Source organism: Jiella mangrovi (assembly GCF_017815135.1).
In the GTDB taxonomy this organism is placed as follows: Bacteria; Pseudomonadota; Alphaproteobacteria; order Rhizobiales; family Rhizobiaceae; genus Jiella; species Jiella mangrovi.
This window is the reverse complement of record NZ_JAGJCF010000004.1, coordinates 296,243-318,643: the sequence shown is the minus strand read 5'-3', so window position 1 is coordinate 318,643 and position 22,401 is coordinate 296,243. Positions and strand designations below refer to the sequence as shown.

Here is a 22,401-nt window from a genome sequence, read left to right as displayed (position 1 = left end):
CCACCATGGCGCGCCCGGCAGCACGGTCTTCGACCGCCGATCCCTTTGCCGGCCATACCGGCCGCCGCAGCGCCGAGCGCTGGCTCATGGCCGGCATGGTCGTGCTCTTCGCCCATGGCGCTGCGGCCTACGCGCTGATGAACACGACAGCCGAAGCGCCGCCGCGTGGCGCCGAACAGGCTCCGGTGCTGATCGATCTCGCGCCCCCGGCCGAGTCCGAAGCCTCCAACGCGATCGAAGAGGCGGCGCCAGCCGAGGAGACCGTCGACAGCACCGAGCCCTCGCCGACCGAGAGCGAAGCCGAAACGCCCGAAAGCGCCCCCCCTCCCGAGCCGGAGGCGCCGCCCGAACAAATTTCAGAACCCGAGCCAGAGCCAGAGCCAGAGCCGGTTCAGCCCCCGGAACCGGAAATTCAACAGCCGGACGAGACCGCCCCGCCAGAGCCGGCCGAACCCGCCGTGAACGAGGCTGCAAAGCCGCAGCCGGCCCTGCCCGAGCCGGAGGAGGCGACACCGCCGCCACCGGATGCGGTTCCGCTTCCGGCGACGCCGCCCGAAAAGCCGGAACCGGCAGAGCCCGACACTGCCGCCCTGCCGCTCGATGTCCCGCTGCCGACCGCACGGCCGACGCCGCCGAAACCCGTGCGCGAAGCCGTGCGTCAGAAGCCGAAGGAGACGAAGCGGGCGACGCCCCGCAAACGCGAGGCCAAGCAGCCGACGCGCCGGAAGGAACAGACCCGCCAGCGCCGCTCGGCACAGCCCTCCGTCGCGTCCCGCGGCTCATCCCGGAGCCAGGCCTCGCAGGGCGCCAGCGTTTCGCGCGCGGCCCTCGCCCGCTGGCAGTCACAGATCCAGGCACGGCTGAACCGGTTCAGCCGGAATTTTTCAGGTCGAGGCTCCGGCACGACGCGGATCGCCTTTGCCATGGATGGCAATGGCCGCGTCACGAGCGTGCGCGTCGCCGGGTCGAGCGGCAACCGCACGCTCGACAGCCTGGCAGTACAGCTCGTGCGCCGGGCAAGCCCGTTCCCGGCACCGCCCTCGGGCAAGCGCGTGTCGCTGACCGTGCCGGTGCGGATCCGGTAAGGACGAAAATGGCCCGCGAGGGGTTGGTAGATCGGGAGTTTGCGGCCGCGCGGCCGGTCGTCAGCGGACCTGGTCGAGTTGCCGTTTGCACTCGAGGAGGTCGAGCAGAACCTGATCGAGCGTCTCGATGCTCTCACGCGGCAGCTTGAGCCGCTCGCCGTCCGTGTCCCGTTCCCGCCTGAGGAAACCACCGAGCGCGCGCGGCCTCGGCCGCTGTGCCGGTGCCGCCTCGTCTTCCGGAGCCGCCAGATCGATCGCGGTGACCGCCTCGGGCTCGGGGTGAATGAGGTCGAGATCGTCGATATGCGCATCCGCCGGCTCGGCATCGAAACCGCGCCCGTCATCGCCACCCGCATCCGACAGTCCGTCGAGACCGGCGAGATCACCCGAGCCGATCGCCACGACGAACCGGCTGCCATTCTCCTTCAACAGGCGCTGCACGCCCTTGATGGTGAAGCCCTTGACGTAAAGAAGGTATCGAATGCCGCGCAGAAGCTCGACGTCGTCCGGCCGATAGTACCGGCGGCCTCCGCCGCGTTTCAGGGGACGAATCTGTGCGAATCGGGATTCCCAGAATCGCAGGACGTGCTGTGGAAGATCGAGTTCTTCGGCGACCTCGGAGATCGTCCGGAACGCATCCTCACCTTTGTCGGACATGGATCGACTACCGATGCGTCAGAGTGGGCCGCTGCCTATTCGGCGGCTCGCATCAATTCCAGCCCCGAGGCGGCACGCTTGCCATGGGCTTCGAGAATGCGGTCCTTGAGGACGTTCGAAGGCTTGAAAACCGCGACCCGGCGCGGCGAGATCGGCACTTCCTCGCCGGTCTTCGGATTGCGGCCGACACGCTCGTTCTTGTCGCGCACGAGAAACGAACCGAAGGACGAAATCTTCACGGACTCGCCACTGGCGATCGTCGAGCAGATCTCCTCGAGCACCATCTCGACGAGCTGCGCCGACTCGGTGCGGGACAAGCCAATCTTGCGAAACACCGCTTCGGCGAGATCGGCCCTTGTGAGTGTCCTGTCCCCCATCGTCGTCCCCTGATCGATGTCCAACAACGCGCTGCGCCAATCGGCCGCGCCTCACATCTTACTTTTGCGTTACCTTACCGAAACCGCCATATGAATCAAGCGGTATCTACCACCTGACGAGGACGGCACCCCAGGTAAAACCACCGCCCATTGCCTCGAGCAGAACGAGACTGCCGGGCTTGATGCGCCCGTCCCGTGCCGCCGTGTCGAGCGCGAGCGGTATCGAGGCGGCCGAGGTGTTGCCGTGGCGATCGACGGTGATCACGACTTTTTCGGGAGCGATGCCCAGCTTCTTCGCCGAGGCGTCGATGATCCGGCGATTGGCCTGATGGGGGACGAACCAGTCGATGTCCTCGGCGGTGATCCCGGTGGCGCCGAAACAGGCCTCGATCACGTCGGTGATCATCCCGACCGCATGTTTGAAGACCTCGCGGCCCTGCATGCGCAGATGGCCGACGGTTCCCGTCGTCGATGGCCCGCCATCGACATAAAGCTTGCCCTGATGGGCGCCGTCCGACCGCAGCTTCGAGGCGATGATGCCCTTTTCACCGCCCTCTTCGTCTTGAGTGACGCCTTCGAGGACGAGCGCCCCAGCGCCGTCGCCGAACAGGACGCAGGTGGAGCGATCTTCCCAGTCGAGAATGCGCGAGAAGGTCTCGGCGCCGATGACGAGGGCGCGGCGGGCCTGCCCGGTCCGCAGATACATGTCCGCCGTCGTCAGCGCGTAGAGGAAGCCGCTGCAGACCGCCTGAACGTCGAAGGCGAAGCCATGCGACATGCCCAGGCGATGTTGCACCTGAACGGCCGAGGCGGGAAAGGTGTTGTCCGGCGTCGCGGTGGCGAGGACGATCAGATCGATGTCGGCCGGCGACACGCCGCTTGCCTCCAGCGCCCGGCGAGCGGCTGCCTCGGCCAGCGAGACGGTCGTCTCGCCTTCGCCGGCGATGTGGCGCTGCTCGATGCCGGTGCGTTGCCGGATCCACTCGTCGGAGGTCTCGACCACCCCCTCGAAATCCCGGTTGCGCATGATTTTGGCCGGCAGCGCCGAGCCGGTGCCGCGCACGACGGAGACGATCCTCGCATTCATGAATTGCCGCTTTCGGAAATGCTGGCCGCTTCCTCGGAAATGCGGCGATGATAACTGGCGAGATCGGCCTCGATCTTCTCGCGCAGGCCGGCGCGCGCCATGGCATGGGCAAGATCGATGGCGGCGGCGATGCCCTCCGCGTCGGTGCCGCCATGGCTCTTGATGACGATCCCGTTGAGGCCGAGAAAGACGCCGCCATTGACCTTGCGCGGATCCATCTTGTCGCGCAGCCGGTCGAAGGCGCTCTTGGCAAGGAGATAGCCGGCGCGCGCCAGCCATGTCCGGGTCATGGCCGCGCGAAGATAGGAGGCGATCTGCCGGGCCGTTCCCTCTGCCGTCTTCAGCGCGATATTGCCGGTGAAACCTTCGGTCACGACGACGTCGACCGTCCCCTGGCCAAGATCGTTGCCCTCGACGAAACCGCGATAATCGATGCCGGGAAGCGGGGTTTCCTTCAAAAGCCGGCCGGCTTCGCGAATGTCGTCCTGGCCCTTCACCTCCTCGACGCCGATGTTGAGAAGACCGACGGTCGGGCGCTCCAGCCCGAGCAGCGCCCGCGCCATCGCCCCGCCCATCATCGAGAAGTCGATGAGCTGCTGCGCATCGGCGCCGATCGTCGCTCCGACATCGAGGACGATGCTCTCGCCGCGAAGCGTCGGCCAGATCGCCGCGATCGCCGGCCGTTCGATATTGGCCATGGTGCGAAGGCAGAATTTCGCCATCGCCATCAAAGCACCGGTGTTGCCCGCCGAAACCGCGACGTCGGCCTCGCCGGTCTTCACCGCGTCTATCGTCCGCCACATCGACGACTTGTAGCGGCCCTGGCGCAGCGCCTGGGACGGCTTGTCGTCCATGCGGACCGAGATCTCGCAGTGGTGAAATGTCGAGGCCGCTTCCAGAGCGGGGTGCTTGGCCAGCACCGGACGGACGGCCGCCTCCTCGCCGAAGAGAATGAACCGTGTGCCGGGGCGGCGCTCGAGCGCGACGGCCGCGCCCGCCAGGACCACCTCCGGCCCGTGATCACCGCCCATGGCGTCGAGCGAAATGCTAATGCCGGCCGTTGAGGTCAACTCGTTCCCACCTTGATCCGTCGATGCCCCCGGGCCTTTCGACGCGGCGCGAAAATATCGAAATCCCGCTCACTTACAACCGGCGTCTTGAGATCACTCACGTCCGTCGTCCCGATCTTTCGAAATTTTGGCGAGGACGGCAAAGGGCGAGGGCCGCTCGTCTGCCTCCGGCACGTCCTCGACGACGGTGCCGAAACTCTCGCCCGGACGCTTGGGATAGGGCTCGACCGCAAGCGCCAGCGTCTCGTAAAGCCGCGCGCCGAGATCGATCCGGTCGCCCAGGATCGGCTCGGGCGGATCGTCGGCTTCGGGATCGACGAAAATTTCCCCACCGGCGGCAGCGTCCACCCCGCGCGGCAGGCGGGGCGGCGGGAGAAACGTCGCGTCGAACGCCTCGTCGATGCGCTGCTCGACCGGCTCGAGCGAGACGACGCTCTTCTGGACGACGACCGCAATCAGCCGGCCCGAGACGCGGACGCCGGCCCGGCGAAACGGGCGCGCGAGAAGTTCGGCCTCGATCGAGGCAACGCGATCGACCTCAAGCAGAGCGGCGACGCGAGCGCATTCCTCCTCGCTCGCAGCGTAGTCGATCGGGCGCCCTTCCGCCGGCAACGGGCCGATCGGAAGCAGCATCTGAAGCGGCGAAACCGCGTCCATGGTTCAATCTCCAAGGTCGAGCGAGCCGGCGAGGATGTCCCCGGCGGAGACGGCGCCCAGCCGCCCACTCATCGTCAGCATGTAAGTCGCAAGCTGCGCCGCCGCATCGTCCGGCGCCGCATCGTCGAGGGCCCGCCCGATCAGCGCCGTCTTCAGCGCTTCGTGCTGCGCCTCCTGATCGAAGGCGGCATCGTAGATCCGCACCCGCTCCAGGAAGACGCCGGCAAGCTTTCGCATGCGCTTCGGCACGGACTGGTCGCCCACACCCAGCTCACGGATCGTCGAATCGACATCGGCGGTGAAGCGATCGACCACATCCTGGGCGACCGGCTCCAGCGCGGCTTCGCCCCGGCAGCGCCGCAGGAAGAGGAAGACGTGAAGCGCGAGGGCCTCGAAGCGCCCCGAAAACGTATCGGCGATGCCAAGGCCCTCATAGAGCTTCGGCTGACGCGTCAGGGCGACGAGGCTCTGATAGAGCCGTTCCACGACCACGCGGTTCTGGCGGGCGATCCTCCACCGTTTCAGCATTTTCGTTCCGCAATTGGTCGCCAGCGCCCGGACGCATGGGACGGATCGGGCCGGTTCGACGATGGCCTGCGCCGCACGGCCACTCACCGCCGCGGCTCGATGAAATCGCGATCAGCCGCGGTCGGCGCCCGTGGGCGACGTAGGTGCCCTCACCCGTTCATTTGCCGGACGAGCGCATTCCCACAGGCGGTGCCATAGGTTCGGGGCGATTGCAACGTCGCTTAAGGTGGATTACCAACGCCCGGCCGCTGCGGCTTTCATACTTGCCTCGATATGGCCGCGGATGCCGGGCATGGAAAAGAAAACGAACCGGTTGGCTGGAACGGAGTTGGAATAGCGTGAGCAAGAAGACGCCTGCGACGCTGGCATTCGCCCTTGGCATTGCCGTGCTCTCTGTCTCGTCCCTGACCGCCTGCACGACCAGCGAAGTGCTCAACCAGGGCTACATCGTCGATCCGAAGTCGCTGGAACTCGTCCCGCCCGGCTCGTCGAAGGAGCAGGTGCTGCTCGCGCTCGGCTCGCCGTCCACGAAGGCGACCTTCGACAATGAAGTGTTCTACTATATCTCGCAGAAGCGGATCCGCCCGGTCGCCTTCATGAGCCCCCGGCTCGTCGATCAGCGGATTCTCGCCGTCTACTTCAACAAGGACGACCGGGTCGAGCGCATTGCCGATTACGGGCTGAAGGACGGCAGGGTGTTCGATTTCGTCACGCGCACGACGCCGACAGGCGGCAAGGACGCGTCCTTCCTCGGCCAGGTTCTTTCCGACACGGTCGGTGACGCAGGCGGCCCGACCAGCCTGTTCTGATCACCGTCGGCTGCCGGCCATCGAGACCGCTCTTTCTCATGCGATCTTTCCAGAGCGTCGTTCGCCCACCCGTGAGCGGCCGGCTCGCTTTCAGGGCCGGTTGACGATTCCCCCGGTCATCGGGCGGGGCACGCCCGTGGTCAGCGGGAAACTGATCGGCAGATCGCGGATACGCCGCATCGCCAGATGGGCGAAACACTCCGCCTCGACCGCATCGCCCCGCAATCCGCAACGATCGGCATCGACCGTCGCGACCTTTGCCCGCGCAGCGATTGCGGCCATGAGCGCCGGATTGCGGCGGCCGCCGCCGCACACGATCAATCGCTCGGGGCGAATCGCCAAAAGGTCGAGCGCCTTGCCGACGGCAGCGGCCGAAAAGGCCGTCAAAGTCGCCGCGCCGTCTTCCAGCGACAGACCCTCCGCCATGCCCATCCTGAAGCTGAACCGATCGAGGGATTTGGGATAGGGCGCGGTCAACCAGGGGTGTTCGAGCAGCCCTGCGAGGCGCTTCTCGTCGACCATGCCGGCAAATGCCAGCCGCCCGTTGATGTCCATGTCGCCCGCCTTATGCGCCTTGACCCAGTCGTTCATCGGGGCATTGGCGGGGCCGGTGTCGAAGGCGATCAACGCTTCGCCGTCGACGACGGTGAGATTGGCGACACCGCCGAGATTGAGAACCGCGGTCTCGCCTCCCGCGCCGAGCCTTTCCAGCATCGCCCGATGGTAGATCGCCGACAAGGGCGCCCCCTGCCCCCCGGCCGCGACGTCGGCCGAGCGAAAGTCGTGGACCACCGTCAGCCCGAGCAGTTTTGCCATCATGGCCCCGTCGCCGAGCTGCCGGGTGCGGCCGGTGGTCGATCCATGCGGCGGCCTGTGGAGAACGGTCTGGCCGTGAAAGCCGACAGCCGCGATTTCGGCACGCGGCAGTCCATGGCGATTCAAAAATCCGGCGACGGCTTCGGCCTGCGCCCGCGTCAACTGCGCCTCCGCGATCGCGAAGCTATCGGGCTCGCGGCCCGAAAACTGCCATTGAAGCGCATCGGCGACGGCGGTTTCGATCAGCGGCGTGACCGCGCCATCGTAGGGCACCAGCTCATACGGGCCGAATTGCGAGATCGTCTCGCCGTCGGTCCGGATCGCCGCCACGTCGATATGACCATCGAGGACGGTCCCGGTCATCAGGCCGATGGCCCATCCACTCTGCATCGCCCGTCATTCTCCCGTCGATCATCCATCCGTCGCACCATCGCGCCCGAACCCGCCGTGGCCGAACGGCCGCAACCCGCCCGCCGACCAATAAACCGGCTCGAGGCTCCTTGTCAGCAGTTGGAACGGGCATCCAACGGCCATGCTCCACCACCCCGCCTTGCTCCACCACCGCGCCTTCGACGAAAGCCCTGTCCCGGCCGTCGTCATTTGCGAGCGGGCGCCGGGCATATCGGCAGCCACCGCCCTGTCGATCCTGACCGATCGAGTAAACCGCCCGTCCTGCCGATCCCGAACGAGCCTGGGACGGACGAAAAGATTGCAGTTCGATGACGAAAGGGTGCTTGCAATCGGCGCAAGGAGCGGCTACCTACCGCGCCAACGAGGGCGGCCAGCCGGTCTTCACCTCGCTTTCAAATGCGCCCGTAGCTCAGCTGGATAGAGCACCAGACTACGAATCTGGGGGTCAGAGGTTCGAATCCTTTCGGGCGCGCCATCCCTTCTTCAGCACCGCATAATCGCTTTAACACCTTGAACGGCAAACTCATTTCTGCCGTTCTAAATCCTTTTTCACGGTCGTAGCGAAGCCGGTCCGTGAAGGCCAGTTTCAGCACTGTTCGACGGTCCTCCAGACGCCCTCCCGCCCATATATTCCAAGGGTTTGCAAGGAAGCCGAGGGCCGTTCTAACTGTATCGTCGAAGCTGCTCACGGGTTTTGCGCCGATTGCCCGCTTCTCGTTAATGACGATCTTGTCTTCTTCAAGCGCCTTCACCTTGCGCTCATAGGCACTGATGACGCTCGGCACGTCCGACGAGACGATGCGATCCAGAAACTGGCCGATCTGCTTTTCGATCTTGAGCAGCTGCTCGCCGAGCGCCTTGGCGTGATTCTCGGCTTGCTCCAGGCGATGGTCCCACAGCTGCCGGAACATGCCGGTGGCAACCTTGAACAGCCGCTCGGTCGGCTGGACCGACTGCAGCAGCGTCTCAAACTGCGCTTCCAGCTCATCGCGACGTATCGACTTCCCGTAGCTTGGACATCCTCGCTTGCGGCAGAGGTAGTACGGATAGCGTGCATGCGAGCCCGTCGACCAGGAAGCGGTCAGCGGCGTGTCGCAGTCGCAGCAGAGAACGAACCCACGCAGCGGAAAATCTTCGTTGAGGTTGCGGCGCTTCGGCAGCCGGTTCACGCCGTTGAGACGGTCCTGAATCTGCTTGTAGGTCTCGAAGGAGATCAGCCCCTCGTGCTGGCCCGGACGCAGACTTACGCCCCATTCCGGCGCTTCGATATATCCGGCATAGACGGGCTGCTTGAGCATGACGGCTACGCGCTCATTGGTCACGCGGCCTGCCGCCGGTTTGGGGAAGAAGGGGCTCTTTTCGAGGAAGCGCATGACATCCGCCTGCGTCTCGAAGCGGCCCGAGGCATAGCCTTCGAGCGCTTCGATGATGACGGACGCCACCGGCTCATCGCGTTTGAGCATCTTGCCGCGCCCCGAAACGCGCTCATAGCGATACCCCACGGGAGCCTGAAAGACGTGATAGCCATTCTGCAGGCGCGCCCGCATCCGGTTCTTGGTCTGCTGGCCGTTCTTCTGCCGCTGGTGCTGCGCGACCGTTGCCAAAAGGTTTTCGACCATGATTGAGTCGGGGTCTTCCCCGAACTCGATGGAGGGAGACTGAAGAACGCCGCCGGCTTTGAGGATCTTGGCGCGCAGCTGCAAATGGGCATCGAGCCCGCGCGCGAGGCGCGACACGTCGTCAATGATAACGGCGGTCTGCTCGCCCTTGCGCTTCTTGATATAGGCCAGCATCGCGGTCATGCCGGGCCGCTCGGCCTTGGAGCCCGAGACGTCATCGGTGAAAACGTGAAGGACCTCGTAGTTCTTCATCCGCGCAAACTCGCGGCACCTGGTCTCCTGGCTGCGCAAGCCGTCGCCTGCCGTGGTCTGCTTGATGCTGGACACCCGGCAGTAGATGACGGCAAAGCGGTTCTCGGTAACGGGCATGGCGGGTCTCCTCGTGGGCAAAAGCGGTGCGGCTATCGCGTCTCCGGTTTGTTGGTGTGGGACGAGTCTACGCCCGCTGAATCGTCTTCGGGAAGCAAATAATCTTCACCGAACACGGCGGAACAGACATCAACCTCGAAGCCGAGATCGACAAAGCCGCGCATGATCGACCACAGGGTCTGCAGCAGCTCGCGCTTTTGCGCCTCGGTCATGTCGAAATCATCGAGTTCGCTCATGTAAGCGTCCACGTCGAGATCGAGCGACCGGACGGGTGTCTCATTTGCTTTGGCAGCATCGCGCGTGGCGAGCGCCAGTTCATCTTCATTCGTCATGGCCTGCCTCCTTTCGCTTACCTGCCACGGAGGGCAAGTATACAGAACAATACAGGAACATACAAGGAAATAAATCCTATATGCGCCGAGCGAACTCTGCGCAATTCATCTGTTCGTTGCGGTCAGGAGAATCATAATCTAGCTTTGCGCGGCAGTTCCTCGTGCATTCCTCTTGGTGCATAAAAATGGCATTCAGGCACTACAGCGCGTACCAGCTCACTTTCATTCGATCCCGCTTGCTCCTCTATCACGAGAATTCTCTAGTTAATGGCAAGCCGATGTCATGGAGCCGAATTGCGCAGCGTATGATGGCGGACGAGATCGACGGAACGTTGTATGACTACGAGGAGCACGGTTTGATCGAGGGCGAGGCCCTTCGACGATTTGCAGCACAAATATCCATGCTTACCGAACCAAAGCTTGATTGGTGTGTGAATTGGTTGCGATCACAAAAGCAACTGAAAGAACAGGACTTCGAAACAATCTTCCCTGAGTTTGATACCGGCATGCATAACAGGCGCCCCAGGGATGATCCGTTTTTCACAAAATGGCATGGATATTGGCGCGTCATCCATAGCGACGACAATCAGGATGCACGAAAGCGCCGGAAGATACTATTTGAACTTAGCGGAAACGACCTCTCTTCATTCAGTGTAACCGAATTTGTTGAGTTCGTAGGAAATAAAGGAGACGGACTGGCTACTTCTGCAATCAAGCCACGTGAAATTATTATAGGGACTGGAGCACTTTATGAGGTTAGCTCGGTAAACCATCTGATACGTATTTCCGATCAGAAACGCATGGCGATCAGGCATTATTATGTGGTTGCCGACTTGAAGACTGCGCTGGTTGCTGTGCATGGCAACTCATTATCATCTTCCGACGCCCAGAAATTCATTGAGGGCTGGCGGAGGTTCGACTATGCGAACGATGTTCCTCGTCCATATAATACAATGCCTCCACTGGCACACTTGATGAATGTTGCTTTATTTACGAAAATGTAGGACAAAAGCTCAATAATTGAGGAAATTATGACAGTTCCTTCCGGCGACAATGCAAAATCATTGGCCATTATGATGGAGGAGCTGCTGTGGGAATTATCCCAAGATGATTGGCATGATTTTTATGAGAATACAGCAATGCGTAAGACTAAAGATTTGGCAGATTCAGTCTGGAACGACTGTTCGCTAAGGTTTGCTAAGAAATACATTCAGTCTGATATCGACTTTTCCTACAAAAGCCCGGAGACGAATTATACTCTATATCATATTGCTGCGGCTATGGGGCGCAAGGATTTGTTCGATCTTTTTTGCGAAGCTGCGCGTCCGGATACAGAGGCCGTTGATGCTCTGGGCAGATCGCCCGGAGATTTGGCTATGATGTTGGCGAATGATCCAGCTCTTTGTGAGCACGTGCACCGAACATTTGCTCAGTTTCGCAGACATGAACGGTAGTCCAACATGCTGATTGCATTATACCCACGTTTGTGGGTATAATAATCGAGAGAAGGCAGGTGCGACGATGGACCGAACGATGACGAACACACCGGACAAGGGCGACATGCTCAAAGTCCGCATGGATGCGGTGACGCTGTCCATGATGGACACGGCGCGCGCCTATCTCAAGCTCGACAAGAGCAAGTTCATCCGGGAGAGCGTCCGCGAGAAGGCGGAGGCGGTCATCGCCGAGCATCAAAAGACGCGATTTTCCGCTGAGGACTGGACCGCTTTCTTCGGCGCGCTCGATACGCCCGTCGCGCCGACGCCGCGGATGAAGAAGGCGGCGACGAAGTTCCGCGAGCTCCAGCGATAAGGTGGAGTTCGCCGCGCTCGATCCGAAGGGCCACGACCGCAAATCATTCGATTGCGGCGTTCCGGCCCTCAATCTCTATCTCCAGCGCTACGCCAACCAGGACCTCAAGCGCAGCCTGACGCGCATCTACGTCCTGGCCGACGGTCCCACCATCATCGGCTATTATTCTATCAGCGCGCATTCGGTCCGCCGCGATCATCTGCCGGATGACGTCCAGGCCGGCCCTTACGAAGACATCCCGTTTCTGCTCCTCGGGCGTCTCGCCGTCGATAGGCGCTCGCAGGGCCAGGGCTATGGCGACGCGCTCATCGTCCATGCCTTCCACACCACTCGTAAAGCGGCGAGCCAGATCGGCATCCTCGGCATGATCGTCGAGGCGAAGGACGAGAAAGCCGCCGCCTTTTATGAAGGGTTCGGTTTCCGGCGTCTCACCGCCACGACGAACCGCCTCGTCCTGCCGATCACGGCCATGGACGCACTCCTCGGCACCTGATCCGTCTCCACTGTCATACCCAACCTAAGCGGTAATACGGTCGAAGCGCCTGCAGTGCCGACGTTTTTGCGCGTTGCCGCGTCCTGACAATCCCCTTCGATCCGGCTGCCGGCCTGACCTCCAGCCGTGATGATGCGCTGTGTACCGTCCTCGGGACGGCTCTCCGGGTCAATGGCCTGCCCGCTCCATTCGCCTTCGCTGTCGCTCGGCTCCCGTGTTGGCCATGACCCGCGCCGCCCGGTCCGGTCTCCTTTGCGCATCGGCTGGATGGTCCAGCCCGTGCAACCAAACAAGGAGACGTTACCATGAGCACGACACACCAAGCAGACCGCCCTCTCTACCGGGTTACGTTTTCCCGCATCACCGGTCAGGACAGGGAGGGCAAAGACATCCTCTCCCGGCCCAAGGAGATCGGCGCCGTCTGGCCCCGGAAGAACGGCAAGGCGGGCGCGATTCTGAACCTCGACCTTATCCCGGTCGAACTGCCTCAGAGAAAGGGCGTCATCGTCCTCCTGCCCGTCGAAACCGCGAACAACGGGGGCCGGCGATGAGCCCCCGCACCGCGCGCATCGCGGCACTGAACGATGGCCTGCGCACCACCTTCACCGGTGGGCGCGTCCTCTGGACCCAGGGCATTGCCGCCTTGTCCGCCGAAGGACGGGCCGAGATCCTGAACCGGGTGCGAACCTTCGACGTATTCACCGGCGATAACGATCCGCACGGCGAGCACGATTTCGGCGCGTTCGACCAAGCGGAAGCCGGGAAGGTGTTCTGGAAGATCGACTATTACGATCTCGCCTGTGAAGGCCACAGCCCGGACGCGTCCGATCCGGCTGTCACCAATCGGGTGCTGACGATCATGCTGGCGTCGGAGTACTGATCGATCCGCCCGCATGTCCGGCAGCCTCAACCAGGCTGCCGGAGTTCCCGCGCTCATGTGGAAAGAGGAAAGCGGCGGTGGAATCGGTGGGCAGCGGAGGAGACGTCGGGCAGCTCGGCTGGACAGCGCGGCGGGAGCGGATAGGGTGGGCGGCAGCTGAAACGTCGGGCGGCTGAAATGGGAGAGGAAGGCGGCCAGCGGAGAGGGCGCAAGGCGGCGTCAGATGGTTCAGCCCAACGGCTCAAATCCTGTCCAGGCGTCACTATCGCAGATCGCAAGATGTGCGGGGTAATACCCCGCATCTTGGCAAGGGGGGCAAAGCCCCCCGTTGCATCCCCCCTGCGCCGTTGGCTAGTTTCAGTACGAACAACTAACGGTTGACAATGATACGCAAACATCTCTTAACATGTTTAACAAACCTTCGCTTGAAAGCTGCTGACTAGGGCCGGGAACGAAATGTATCATTATGAAATTTTGGGCGACGAAAAATTCCAACAGTTATGCCAGGTTTTGATCACTTCATCATTTCCTGAGGCACAAGCTCTTCCGGTCGGTCAGCCCGACGGAGGACGAGACTCTTTTGTCCGTCACCAAATACTTTACAACCGAACCGCTGCAAAGCACGGAAAAGAACTCAATGTGTTTCAGGTCAAGTTTGTCAAAGACCCGAACTCCAAAACAGAAAGAGAAATGATTGAAGCCTTGATCAAAAGTGAGGCTCCTAAAATTGAGCGGCTGAGAGCCCGTGGAATGAAAAACTACTTCCTTATAACCAATTTGAAAGGAACCTCTCATATCGATGCCGGGTCTATTGATCGAGTCAACAACCTTCTTTCAGAATTTATTGGTGTCCCGAGTTATTGCTGGTGGCGCGATGATTTAGACGCCAGACTAAATGCACAACCTGCCATCAAATGGAGTTTTCCGGAAATACTAAAGGCTACCGATTTATTAGACAGCCTTATGCGCAGTGAGCTTGGCGAGAATAGTGAACGGCGGATGTCTGCTATAAAAGCGTATCTCAGCTCTCAATACGATGATGACCAAGAGCTTAAATTCAAGCAAACAGACTTGCGTAGCACAATGACCGACTTATTTGTCGATCTCCCTATGCGTGTCACGAAATCTAACCCACAAAGAGTTCACAGATCCATTCGCTACGTCGGAGCAAGCCCACGGGTCGTCTATAGTAACGCAAGAGAGTATATTGTGGGTTTCGGCGATAACAGCGAACTCGCCGCTGACTTTATATTGCAAACAGCGCTTTCGTCCGTCAGGCGAATAGTCATTGAGGGTGCGCCGGGGCAGGGAAAATCCACAGTAACACAGTTTATATGTCAGGTGCTGCGTATGCATCTATTGAACAAAAAATCTGATCTTGCTAATATTCCGAAATCGTTCTCTGGGATTCCAATCCGTGTGCCTTTTCGTGTCGACCTGCGGGATCTTGCGAAATGGATCTCAGGCACAAATCCCTTTGTATCAAAAGCAACTTCTCTGCCTGATAGCGAACCTCGTTCCCTTGAGGGGTTTTTGGCAGCTCAAGTTCGACTAACCTCTGGCGGGCATGAATTCAATGTATCGGACCTAACGCAGATCGCCCGCGCAAGTCAAATCTTGATGGCGTTAGATGGGTTTGACGAGGTTGCAGATGTAGGGTTGAGAAAGCAGCTTGTCGAAGAAATAAGCCGTGGTGTGAACAGGATCTCGAATTCCAGTGAGCGACCTGTTATGGCTATCGTAACAAGTAGACCCGCTGCCTTTGCCAAATCCGTAATTTTTCCGAGAGAGAGCTGGTCGTATTTCGAGTTACTACCGCTTGAGCGAAGACAAATCGATGATTACACAAAACGCTGGACGAAGGCGAAAGGCCTGAAGGGAAACGAGGCGTTGCAACTCCAGCAAACACTGGACGTAAAGATGCAGGAGGCGCACACCGAATACTTGTCAAAGAATCCAATGCAGTTGACGATCCTGCTCTCACTAATAAACAGTCGTGGTTCGTCCCTCCCGGAAAAGCGAACGTCGATGTACGATGCTTACATGGACACATTTTTTTCCCGCGAGTCGGAGAAAAGTGAGATTGTGCGCGAAAACCGCGAGATATTGATCGATATTCATAGGTATTTGGCTTGGAAGCTTCAGACTGCTGCAGAAGGCGGAGAAAACGGGAGTATTGAGTATGGTGCGCTGCGCAGTGAGTTATTTCAATATCTCGATCGTGAGGGCGAGGATACTACGATTATAAATGACTTGTTCGACGGAATAATTGAACGGGTTGGCGCATTGGTTTCGAGGGTACAGGGAACATACGAGTTTGAGGTGCAACCCCTAAGAGAGTATTTCGCCGCGCGACACTTGTTCGAGACAGCACCCTACTCCGTATCCGATGAGCACTATAAAGGCGACAAATTTGAGCGGTTTAAAGCTTTAGTATCAAATCCGTATTGGCTGAACGTCGCTCGCTTCTATGGTGGTTGTTTTACCAAAGGAGAGCTTCTTACATTAGCATTTGAACTTGAGGAGATGTCAAAATCATCCATTTTTAAAAACACGAGTCACCCGCGAAGCGTTGCAATGATGCTTTTAAGCGACTGGGTGTTCAGTGCGTATCAACATGCGGTTAAAAGAGTTGTCAATTTTATCGGCGAGTATCCAAATCTTCGTCAACTTGCAGCCAACCCTGAGGAGGTTGGTTCGTCGCACTGGTCAAGCTTGCCAGACCGAAGCGGTAGGCAGGATTTTCTTGAAATTCTTTGGAAGCAAATAATTGATTCGTGCAATTCAGACGAACGATTTGCTTTGGCGTCTATTTTAAATAAAAATTCCTCTGTAGAAGAACGAATTGAGAAATGGATCAGCCTTATCGGCCATGTTGGAAAAGAAGCACATGCCGAAATTGGTATCGCGCTAAAAATATTTTCAGAACTTTCGCTCCATGATGTTGAAAAGCGTGGTATCCATATTGAGATTAGTATGATACGTGGTATGCTGATGTTCGATAGATTTGATTATCTCGAACGTTCAAAGTATGAAGCAGAAGCAAAGGCCCTTATACTCGCCGACGTACCGATGCCGCTAACGACTGTTGGTCCTCGCGAGAACGTCTTGTTGTACAATATGGCGTCTATGTTCAATGTGTATCAATATACACTTGCACTAAGTGACGAGAATACGACACTGGTAGATGTATTGTCCCAGCGTTTTTCACCTTATCGTGGTGGAAGCAAACGGCGCGAAAAGATTGAAAACGAACAGAAGGACGCTCGTGGTTTTACCGCCTCAGAAGAAGCAGTTATCAGTGAGTATAATAGATTTATCCATACTGATACGGCGTCGCTATCAAGCTCTCTTGAGCATTGGAGTTTGCTAGTTGAGAAAATGCGCGCGGCTTGGGGCGATCAGCCTGCAATTGATCGGGTTGCGCTTATAGCGGCGGGTATACGGTCGAGCGGAATCTCAGGTGATGGCGGCTCGCTAAGCAAGACGGATGATCTTGTAAGTGTAGCTCGATATATTCGTCTTAAGTCGGGTGCGTATCGTTGGTGGGAAAGTCATCTCTCAGATGAGTATGATCCCGCATCACTAAAGAGGATGTTGATATTTTTGCAAGTCTGGGGCACACCCGCCACGATTTGGAAAATTCGCAATGTGGTCAGTGAGGCATTGAAGCGCTTGGCTCCTGATGATTGGCAGGACGTAACGCGCGAAGCTAACCATCTTCGAGTAATCACAAGACAGGGCGCATTGGGCCTTGACCATGAACAAGCCAATGAGGTCGCCAACATGTCGTCTCGAATGTGCGTGTTCCTTGGTCGACGCGTTACCCCTGCTGAGCAATACAAGTTAGTTGTTGCGCTTTTACAAAGTTCCGTTGAGTTGACCCGCGAAGAGACCTCTTTCTGTATGGGAGCTATGATGGAATATTGTACAGATGAAGGAAAGCGCGGCGTCGCTATACCATTAATTAAAGAGTTGTATAAGCGGGGGGTGAGCACCCCGATGGTTTATGGTTATTGGAGGGATCTGCCGCTTGGTCTTGCCGTTGAAGTCTCAAAGGACGTCGATTTATTTCCGTTGCAGCTCGTGGGTGAAGCGGACCGGAAACTTAAATCGCAGGCTGGCTCTAGAGCGGTTGCGCTATTAGACACAGCTCGTTCGCAAGGCTGGTTCGAGACTAAAGCTATGAGTGATTAGTATTCATCTTCGGACCGTCTATATTATCCTTGATGGAACGTAACAGACCTCTTAACTGTAATCTTTCCCAGAACTCTGGCAGGTCAACGATGAAATACCCTTGATCCCTCGATTCGAGCAAGCCTGTCTCGCCACCTGTGGCTTCGCGTATGTCCTCGACCTGGAGCAGGGGCACGGCTTGTTCGACCAGATTGTCGCCCGAGCCGCTGACCTGGTTCTGGTTGACGTTGAATCCCCGGATCATAACGGAGGTTTTGCCGGACCGGTGTTCGATCTCTTTCAGCGTGTCGGTATCCGGCAGGCCGCGATAGAGGGTGTGCGCCACGGCTTTTTTCCAGATGCGGGCGATCTCCTTGCCATATCTCGCCTCGATCTGCGCCGGGGCGTTCTGGAACACGCCGACGAAGTTGATGCCGCCCGCGCGGTAAAGGGTCAGGATTTCATGGAAGTTCGAGACATAGAGCTGTCCCCATTCCTCGCCGATGAGGAGGGCGCGTAAGGGGCCGGGCGCGGCAGCGAACCGCTCGACGATGGCCGCCGTCATTGCGCCGACGAATGTCCGGCTCGTCTCGGACGTCGCCGCGCCCATGATGAACAGCGCCGTGCGCTCGGTCTTCATGTCCGCCGGATCGAAGGTGTTCGATGACGTGACCTCTCGCGCCGTCGTGCCGGGCTGGAAGCCTTGGAGCCGTTCCACCATCATCGAGGAATAGGCATTCCACTGATCCTGGCTGTCGGTCCAGCTGGCCACCAGCCGGCACATGCCGGAATCATCCTCCATCCTATTGTCTGCTGCCCACACCAGAAGATCGTCGGCAATCTCGAGCCGGCCCCGCCCGAAGAAGTCCCACAAGCCCCCCGGCGAGCAGGACCAGCGGCGGGAGGGAAAAAGGGGGGTGATCTTGTTGTAGAGGGCAAAGGCGGTGCGCACGCCCTGGCCGATCCAGCGGTTCTTGATGTCGCTATCGACCGGAACGAGATAGCTGGCCGCGTCATACGCCGCGTCATTCACCGTGCCGCGCAGGGCCGGATCGGTGGCCACTTCGAGAAGGCGCGTGTTGATGTTGAAAGACTCGGTCGGATAGCCGTGGATGCGGCGGGGATTGATAAACCGCACCCGGTAGCCTTCCCGCTCCAGCGTCTTCCAGCTGATCCAGGCCAGCTCCGCGTCCTTCGGATCGGTGATGATCTTGGTGAAGTGCGCGGTGCGCGGCGAGACGAGATTGACGCCGAGAAAGCGCGTCAGCTTGCCCTTGCCGGCCTGGGCGTCGATGGCGACGGGCTCCGTCCCGTCATAGATCAGCGGCTGACCATTGAAGAAGCCAAGCTCGATGCCGCGCCGGATAGTCCGGCGCGGCGCGTCTGCAAGGTCCGCCAGGAAGGATGGCGTCAGGTCCGTCCCGGTCATGGCAGGAGACCGGCGCGGCGCAGCGCCTCCTCGTCATCGAGGTGCGCGTGGCCCAGCGACCCGCTGGGGTTGGCGTCCAGCATCGCCTGAAGCTGCTGCGCGGCCAGTCGCTCGCTGCGTATTCGCGCGCGTCTCGCTTCCGCTGCATCGCGCCAACCCAGACGCTGCTGCGCGTGTGATTCAAACATCCAGGCGATCTCGTAGAGCTCGAACAGGCGGCGGACGCTCATTTGAACTCCTCCTCGTCATCCCAGCTGGCAAAGCGGAAGGGTTCGGCAGACCGCGCCGGACCTTTCATGCGGACCGGCTCGCGGCCCTCATGGCGCACGCGGGCCGGCGGCTCCAGCGCGCTCGGTGCCGGCATGGGCGGCGCGTCTTCCGCCTTGTCTTCATCCTCGTTCGATGCTTCGAGGATGGCGATGCCGACCGAGCCCACGACGTAACCGCCGACCACCATGTAGAACCACCAGTCTGGATTGATTTTGAAGCCGATGAGGATGGCGGAGAAGACCACGAAGGCCGGGACGAGGACCGCGCCGGCCAGCCCGCGATAGATAAAGAGACGCGCCTCATGCGGCTCGACGGTGATGCTGCCAAGTTTGAGCGGCTTCATCCAGGCGCACAGCGCCAGGATGGTCATGATGACGGCGAGAAACGCCAGCACGGCAAAGAGAAAGATGCCGATGAAGGCAAGGCCCGCACCCACGAGCGCGATGGCGAACGCCATCCCGTTATCCTGACTGTTGTTCGATGACATGCCTGTTCACTCCTCTTGATAAGAGCGCGGCCTATCGCTCCAGGCGAAGCCCCCGGCTTCTCTGGCGTCCGGTCCCGCGTTCCGGTTGACGGGCGCGGCTTGGATCACGCGCCGGGCCATCCCGCCCGGTCGTGAAGGCGAGGAAGCGCCCGATCTCCCCGCGCAATTCTCGAAGCTGCCTGGCCTGCTCGTCCCGCAGCGCCTTGATGCGATCCTGCAGGGCGGCCCGTTGGCTCAGCTGTTTGTCGATCAGCGCCTGCCGTGCGTCCGCCTGCCGCTGCCACAGCTCGGCCATCGCCGCCTCGTTGCGGCGGCGCATGTCCTGATACTGCCCGCTGACCCGCTGCCAGATGCCGGGAAGCCCGCGCGGCAGGGCGGCCGAGCGGCTTTTGATCTCGGCATGCCATTGCGCTTTATGCTCGGCTTCGAGGCGGACCCTTGCGCGGCGATGCCGGGCGGTCATTTCCGCCTTCTGATCGTTCAGCGCCTTGGATTCTTCCGCAAACTTCGCCTTGCTCTCCGCCACATGGCGGCGGATCGCCGGCGTCATGCGCTCCGCAATGCGCGCCTTGGTCTGATCGACGGACCGAAGATCGGCGCCGTCGCCGAGCCGGGCGCGCACATCCTTGGTCTTAAGGTCCAGCATTCGGGAGAGGGCGTGAACGCTGCCGTCATGATCGACGATCACATGACCGCGCCGATCACCGCGCGCGAGGAAGAAGCCTTTGCTTTCAATCGCGGCCTCGAAGCCGCGTTGGCTGTCCGAACTCTTCCAGCATTCCTGGACGATAAGTTTCTGCCAACGCGGATCGACGCCCTGGCGTTTACCCTGCTGCCATTCGGCGAGGGTGAAGCTGGTGGGATCGCGCGCGGCCTTGTCCAGCATGCCGCGCGGCATGTCCCAGCCGTGATCGAGATAGAGGGATCGCGAGACGCCCTGCAGCTTGGTCTTGAAGAACGACATCTGCTTTGCCGTCATCGTCTCGGCGTCGATGCGGCTCCAGACGCAGTGCGCATGCCGCCGTCCTTCCTTCTCATGGAAGACGACGGCGCGCGGCTGGCCCTGCAGCCCGAGCTTCTCCTCGACCTGGCCGATGGCCGCTTCGAACTGCGCCGCGCTGACGCGGGCGCTCTCCGGCGGGCTCAGGCTCAGTGAGAAGAGATATTGCTTGCAGCGCGTGCCGCGCGCGATGGCCTCGGCTTCCTTGAACGCGCCCTTGAGATCGTCCGAGGCAAAGCCGCGTAGCTCATGCACACGGACATGCTCGTTATCCTCGACCTTCATCAGATGGCGGGCGAGGTCCTGTCCTCCGCCGCGCTGCGAGCCTTTGAGGATCATGACGCGGCCCCGCCCATCTGCAGGCCGAGCGCCTCCATGAGCAGGCGGCGGAGTTCCCGCACATCCGCCAGCGTCTCTTGCAGTTGCGTCTGCGTCTCGGGATCGACGGGCAGGGAGCCGGAGCGGGCGGCACTGGCCAGCTCGGCGAGGTGCGCGCCCAGCTCGGATTTGCCGAGCAGGCCCAGCAGCCTCGCAAGCGCCTTCCGGTCCTCAATGGGTTGGCCGGTGCGCCGCTTGCGCTGACCGCTGCTATCCAGAACCTTGACCCGGATATAGGTGCCAAGCGGTTCGCCGCCGGCTTCTAGCGCCAGCTGGGCGCGCTCCTCTTCACTGAGGCGAATGCTGAACGGCGCGGCGCGTTTGCGCTTCGGCCCGTTCGCCGCTTCAGGCGGCGCGCGCCTGACAGGCGCAGGCCGAGGTTTGGAAGGCGGAACGTCCGGCAGGCCGGTCGCACTGGCGAAGACATCCCCTACAGAGAGCATGGCGGCACCTGAAAATCCGAGGATTTTCGGTGCTCAAGCAGGGTATTCCACGCCTCCAGCGTCTCGAAGAGCTCGTTCGAGGTCTCGCTGTCCAGGTGCGCCATTTTCCTTTTGTCCGTCTGCCGTCCTGTCGTGGGTGTTTCATGAGCCCGTTCGGAGTCTGGTATTGCCGGGCATGAGCGACCTACGGGAACGGCGAAACAGCTTCGCCTGACCGGTACTTTCGAGGCGGCCTCTGCCTCAATCGCAAAAGCCGGCGCTGCGCTGCGGCCTTCCCCATGCGAAACTGTCTTGCCCGTCCACTGCGCCCAGAAGTCGCAGCCGGAACGGGATTGGTCGCATCTGCGTTTCATCGTCACAGATCGGCATTTCAGGCGCGTCCTGCACAAGTTGGGCGATGGACTTGGCCCGATCGACCGGCAACCGGGCGATGACGCTTGGAACAGATCGGTTTCTTAAAACCCATTCACTCGCGCGGGGACGCGGACCGCCGGCCCCATTTCCACAGGAGCCCGGAGACGAGACGGTTCGACCCGGGCGCCTCGACAAGGAAGACGATCACATGACCAATCTCAACGACGAAAATGCCCGGCAGGGTCGCAGTGGCAGACCGGTCCTGGTCGTTCTCATTGCAGCTCTGGCGTTGTGCGTGATCGTTTTCGTCGGCCTGCAATTCTTCGGTGCCAGCGAGCCGAACTCCGATCTGGACGGTTCCGGGACGGCGGCGAGCGAAGCTGCGCCGGCTCAAAACAGCGCGCAGAGCAGCGACGACACCGTCGTCCAGCCGGATGCCGGCGGGGTGACGGGCACCGACAACGGATCGAACTGAGGCGGGCGAGGCGCTGGAACCTTTGAAGAGTTCGGCGCCTTCCCCCGCCGCGAGGAGATCGCGGCACGCAGAGGAGAGGAACGATGGCAGGGAAGCGGGACGAGACCAGCGACAACTCCTCCCTGAAGGATCCGGAACTTTACGAAACACTGCGTGACCAAGGCTATTCGAAGGAGAAATCCGCGCGGATTTCCAACGCCAGGGCCAATCCGGACATGCATCCGTCCAGGACGGGCGGGAAATCGCCGCCTTATGAAGAGTGGACCAAGGACGAACTCTACGAAAGAGCGCAGGAGATCGGCATCGAGGGACGCTCGGACATGTCGAAGGACGAGCTGATCGACGCCTTGCGCAACCACTGAGGACGAGCCCCTCCGGCGAGCGGAG

24 protein-coding genes, 1 tRNA gene and 1 pseudogene are annotated in these 22,401 nt (G+C 60.5%); 12 read left to right on the top strand and 14 right to left on the bottom strand.

The window, feature by feature from the left end:
* Positions 1–5: 5 nt before the first annotated feature.
* Entirely contained in the window at positions 6–1,085 is a 1,080-nt protein-coding gene (locus tag J6595_RS08990; protein WP_209594116.1) for an energy transducer TonB family protein, read from the top strand.
* A 60-nt stretch (positions 1,086–1,145) separates the two neighbouring features.
* On the opposite strand, the gene J6595_RS08985 is transcribed toward J6595_RS08990, so the two are convergent.
* The 6 genes from J6595_RS08985 to J6595_RS08960 all read right to left on the bottom strand — a co-directional run bounded on the left by J6595_RS08985 (position 1,146) and on the right by J6595_RS08960 (position 5,461).
* A complete protein-coding gene (locus J6595_RS08985; protein WP_209594115.1) occupies positions 1,146–1,742 on the bottom strand; it encodes a MerR family transcriptional regulator in 597 nt (198 codons plus the stop codon).
* Between the two features lie 35 nt (positions 1,743–1,777).
* A complete protein-coding gene (locus J6595_RS08980) occupies positions 1,778–2,119 on the bottom strand; it encodes an integration host factor subunit alpha (protein WP_209594114.1) in 342 nt (113 codons plus the stop codon).
* Positions 2,120–2,225: 106 nt separating this feature from the next.
* Entirely contained in the window at positions 2,226–3,206 is a 981-nt protein-coding gene (locus tag J6595_RS08975; protein WP_209594113.1) for a beta-ketoacyl-ACP synthase III, read from the bottom strand.
* The gene (gene plsX, locus J6595_RS08970) at positions 3,203–4,276 is read right to left on the bottom strand and encodes a phosphate acyltransferase PlsX (RefSeq protein WP_209594112.1); all 1,074 of its coding nucleotides are present in this window, start codon (positions 4,274–4,276) and stop codon (positions 3,203–3,205) included. Before plsX ends, J6595_RS08975 begins: the two co-directional genes overlap by 4 nt.
* A gap of 93 nt (positions 4,277–4,369) precedes the next feature.
* A complete protein-coding gene (locus J6595_RS08965; RefSeq protein WP_209594111.1) occupies positions 4,370–4,933 on the bottom strand; it encodes a DUF177 domain-containing protein in 564 nt (187 codons plus the stop codon).
* A 3-nt stretch (positions 4,934–4,936) separates the two neighbouring features.
* The gene (locus J6595_RS08960; RefSeq protein WP_209594110.1) at positions 4,937–5,461 is read right to left on the bottom strand and encodes a ubiquinol-cytochrome C chaperone family protein; all 525 of its coding nucleotides are present in this window, start codon (positions 5,459–5,461) and stop codon (positions 4,937–4,939) included.
* A gap of 338 nt (positions 5,462–5,799) precedes the next feature.
* Here J6595_RS08960 and J6595_RS08955 point away from each other — a divergent pair, with 338 nt between their 5' ends.
* A complete protein-coding gene (locus J6595_RS08955; protein ID WP_425342136.1) occupies positions 5,800–6,270 on the top strand; it encodes an outer membrane protein assembly factor BamE in 471 nt (156 codons plus the stop codon).
* A 90-nt stretch (positions 6,271–6,360) separates the two neighbouring features.
* Here J6595_RS08955 and J6595_RS08950 read toward each other — a convergent pair whose 3' ends face one another.
* Positions 6,361–7,476, bottom strand: a complete 1,116-nt coding sequence (locus tag J6595_RS08950) for an anhydro-N-acetylmuramic acid kinase (RefSeq protein WP_209594109.1) — start codon at positions 7,474–7,476, stop codon at positions 6,361–6,363.
* Between the two features lie 419 nt (positions 7,477–7,895).
* Here J6595_RS08950 and J6595_RS08945 point away from each other — a divergent pair.
* Positions 7,896–7,972: transfer RNA gene (locus J6595_RS08945), tRNA-Arg, on the top strand.
* 541 nt (positions 7,973–8,513) lie between these two features.
* Here J6595_RS08945 and J6595_RS22940 read toward each other — a convergent pair.
* Positions 8,514–9,485, bottom strand: a pseudogene (locus J6595_RS22940) (recombinase family protein); the annotation flags it as partial.
* Between the two features lie 32 nt (positions 9,486–9,517).
* A complete protein-coding gene (locus J6595_RS08930) occupies positions 9,518–9,817 on the bottom strand; it encodes a hypothetical protein (RefSeq protein WP_209594107.1) in 300 nt (99 codons plus the stop codon).
* A 236-nt stretch (positions 9,818–10,053) separates the two neighbouring features.
* Between J6595_RS08930 and J6595_RS08925 the strand changes: the two genes are divergently transcribed.
* The 7 genes from J6595_RS08925 to J6595_RS08895 all read left to right on the top strand — a co-directional run bounded on the left by J6595_RS08925 (position 10,054) and on the right by J6595_RS08895 (position 17,199).
* On the top strand, positions 10,054–10,821 hold the full coding sequence (locus tag J6595_RS08925; protein ID WP_209594106.1) for a hypothetical protein: 768 nt from the start codon (positions 10,054–10,056) through the stop codon (positions 10,819–10,821).
* Between the two features lie 27 nt (positions 10,822–10,848).
* Positions 10,849–11,271 (top strand): hypothetical protein, encoded by a 423-nt coding sequence (locus tag J6595_RS08920; RefSeq protein ID WP_209594105.1) that lies wholly within the window; start codon positions 10,849–10,851, stop codon positions 11,269–11,271.
* 79 nt (positions 11,272–11,350) lie between these two features.
* Entirely contained in the window at positions 11,351–11,629 is a 279-nt protein-coding gene (locus J6595_RS08915; RefSeq protein ID WP_209594104.1) for a type II toxin-antitoxin system TacA family antitoxin, read from the top strand.
* A gap of 1 nt (position 11,630) precedes the next feature.
* On the top strand, positions 11,631–12,122 hold the full coding sequence (locus J6595_RS08910; RefSeq protein WP_209594103.1) for a GNAT family N-acetyltransferase: 492 nt from the start codon (positions 11,631–11,633) through the stop codon (positions 12,120–12,122).
* A 305-nt stretch (positions 12,123–12,427) separates the two neighbouring features.
* Positions 12,428–12,673 (top strand): hypothetical protein, encoded by a 246-nt coding sequence (locus J6595_RS08905; RefSeq protein WP_209594102.1) that lies wholly within the window; start codon positions 12,428–12,430, stop codon positions 12,671–12,673.
* Positions 12,670–13,002 carry a DUF3768 domain-containing protein gene (locus tag J6595_RS08900; RefSeq protein WP_209594101.1) on the top strand — a complete coding sequence of 111 codons (333 nt, stop codon included), beginning with the start codon at positions 12,670–12,672 and terminating at the stop codon, positions 13,000–13,002. The genes J6595_RS08905 and J6595_RS08900 overlap by 4 nt, the downstream gene beginning before the upstream one ends.
* Positions 13,003–13,458: 456 nt before the next feature.
* Positions 13,459–17,199: an NACHT domain-containing protein gene (locus tag J6595_RS08895; RefSeq protein ID WP_209594100.1), complete on the top strand. Its 3,741-nt coding sequence runs from the start codon at positions 13,459–13,461 to the stop codon at positions 17,197–17,199.
* Here J6595_RS08895 and J6595_RS08890 read toward each other — a convergent pair.
* From J6595_RS08890 to J6595_RS08870, 5 genes are all read right to left on the bottom strand, one after another.
* A complete protein-coding gene (locus J6595_RS08890; RefSeq protein WP_209594099.1) occupies positions 17,186–18,607 on the bottom strand; it encodes a type IV secretory system conjugative DNA transfer family protein in 1,422 nt (473 codons plus the stop codon). The two genes, J6595_RS08895 and J6595_RS08890, sit on opposite strands and share 14 nt — an antisense overlap.
* Positions 18,604–18,837 carry a hypothetical protein gene (locus tag J6595_RS08885; protein WP_209594098.1) on the bottom strand — a complete coding sequence of 78 codons (234 nt, stop codon included), beginning with the start codon at positions 18,835–18,837 and terminating at the stop codon, positions 18,604–18,606. Before J6595_RS08885 ends, J6595_RS08890 begins: the two co-directional genes overlap by 4 nt.
* Entirely contained in the window at positions 18,834–19,334 is a 501-nt protein-coding gene (locus J6595_RS08880) for a hypothetical protein (protein WP_209594097.1), read from the bottom strand. Before J6595_RS08880 ends, J6595_RS08885 begins: the two co-directional genes overlap by 4 nt.
* A gap of 61 nt (positions 19,335–19,395) precedes the next feature.
* A complete protein-coding gene (locus tag J6595_RS08875) occupies positions 19,396–20,703 on the bottom strand; it encodes a relaxase/mobilization nuclease domain-containing protein (protein ID WP_209594096.1) in 1,308 nt (435 codons plus the stop codon).
* Positions 20,700–21,185: a hypothetical protein gene (locus tag J6595_RS08870; RefSeq protein WP_209594095.1), complete on the bottom strand. Its 486-nt coding sequence runs from the start codon at positions 21,183–21,185 to the stop codon at positions 20,700–20,702. The genes J6595_RS08875 and J6595_RS08870 overlap by 4 nt, the downstream gene beginning before the upstream one ends.
* A 562-nt stretch (positions 21,186–21,747) precedes the next feature.
* On the opposite strand from J6595_RS08870, the gene J6595_RS08865 reads away from it, so the two are divergent.
* A complete protein-coding gene (locus tag J6595_RS08865) occupies positions 21,748–22,014 on the top strand; it encodes a hypothetical protein (RefSeq protein WP_209594094.1) in 267 nt (88 codons plus the stop codon).
* Positions 22,015–22,097: 83 nt separating this feature from the next.
* The gene (locus J6595_RS08860; RefSeq protein ID WP_209594093.1) at positions 22,098–22,376 is read left to right on the top strand and encodes a DUF7218 family protein; all 279 of its coding nucleotides are present in this window, start codon (positions 22,098–22,100) and stop codon (positions 22,374–22,376) included.
* The last annotated feature ends 25 nt before the right edge of the window (positions 22,377–22,401 follow it).

Coding starts and splice junctions, on each gene's coding strand:
- J6595_RS08990 (WP_209594116.1), top strand. CDS start 6: ATGGCGCGCCCGGCAGCACGGTCTTCGACCGCCGATCCCTTTGCCGGC.
- J6595_RS08985 (WP_209594115.1), bottom strand. CDS start 1,742: ATGTCCGACAAAGGTGAGGATGCGTTCCGGACGATCTCCGAGGTCGCC.
- J6595_RS08980 (WP_209594114.1), bottom strand. CDS start 2,119: ATGGGGGACAGGACACTCACAAGGGCCGATCTCGCCGAAGCGGTGTTT.
- J6595_RS08975 (WP_209594113.1), bottom strand. CDS start 3,206: ATGAATGCGAGGATCGTCTCCGTCGTGCGCGGCACCGGCTCGGCGCTG.
- J6595_RS08965 (WP_209594111.1), bottom strand. CDS start 4,933: ATGGACGCGGTTTCGCCGCTTCAGATGCTGCTTCCGATCGGCCCGTTG.
- J6595_RS08960 (WP_209594110.1), bottom strand. CDS start 5,461: ATGCTGAAACGGTGGAGGATCGCCCGCCAGAACCGCGTGGTCGTGGAA.
- J6595_RS08950 (WP_209594109.1), bottom strand. CDS start 7,476: ATGCAGAGTGGATGGGCCATCGGCCTGATGACCGGGACCGTCCTCGAT.
- J6595_RS08930 (WP_209594107.1), bottom strand. CDS start 9,817: ATGACGAATGAAGATGAACTGGCGCTCGCCACGCGCGATGCTGCCAAA.
- J6595_RS08920 (WP_209594105.1), top strand. CDS start 10,849: ATGACAGTTCCTTCCGGCGACAATGCAAAATCATTGGCCATTATGATG.
- J6595_RS08915 (WP_209594104.1), top strand. CDS start 11,351: ATGACGAACACACCGGACAAGGGCGACATGCTCAAAGTCCGCATGGAT.
- J6595_RS08905 (WP_209594102.1), top strand. CDS start 12,428: ATGAGCACGACACACCAAGCAGACCGCCCTCTCTACCGGGTTACGTTT.
- J6595_RS08900 (WP_209594101.1), top strand. CDS start 12,670: ATGAGCCCCCGCACCGCGCGCATCGCGGCACTGAACGATGGCCTGCGC.
- J6595_RS08895 (WP_209594100.1), top strand. CDS start 13,459: ATGTATCATTATGAAATTTTGGGCGACGAAAAATTCCAACAGTTATGC.
- J6595_RS08890 (WP_209594099.1), bottom strand. CDS start 18,607: ATGACCGGGACGGACCTGACGCCATCCTTCCTGGCGGACCTTGCAGAC.
- J6595_RS08885 (WP_209594098.1), bottom strand. CDS start 18,837: ATGAGCGTCCGCCGCCTGTTCGAGCTCTACGAGATCGCCTGGATGTTT.
- J6595_RS08880 (WP_209594097.1), bottom strand. CDS start 19,334: ATGGCGTTCGCCATCGCGCTCGTGGGTGCGGGCCTTGCCTTCATCGGC.
- J6595_RS08875 (WP_209594096.1), bottom strand. CDS start 20,703: ATGATCCTCAAAGGCTCGCAGCGCGGCGGAGGACAGGACCTCGCCCGC.
- J6595_RS08870 (WP_209594095.1), bottom strand. CDS start 21,185: ATGCTCTCTGTAGGGGATGTCTTCGCCAGTGCGACCGGCCTGCCGGAC.
- J6595_RS08865 (WP_209594094.1), top strand. CDS start 21,748: ATGACCAATCTCAACGACGAAAATGCCCGGCAGGGTCGCAGTGGCAGA.
- J6595_RS08860 (WP_209594093.1), top strand. CDS start 22,098: ATGGCAGGGAAGCGGGACGAGACCAGCGACAACTCCTCCCTGAAGGAT.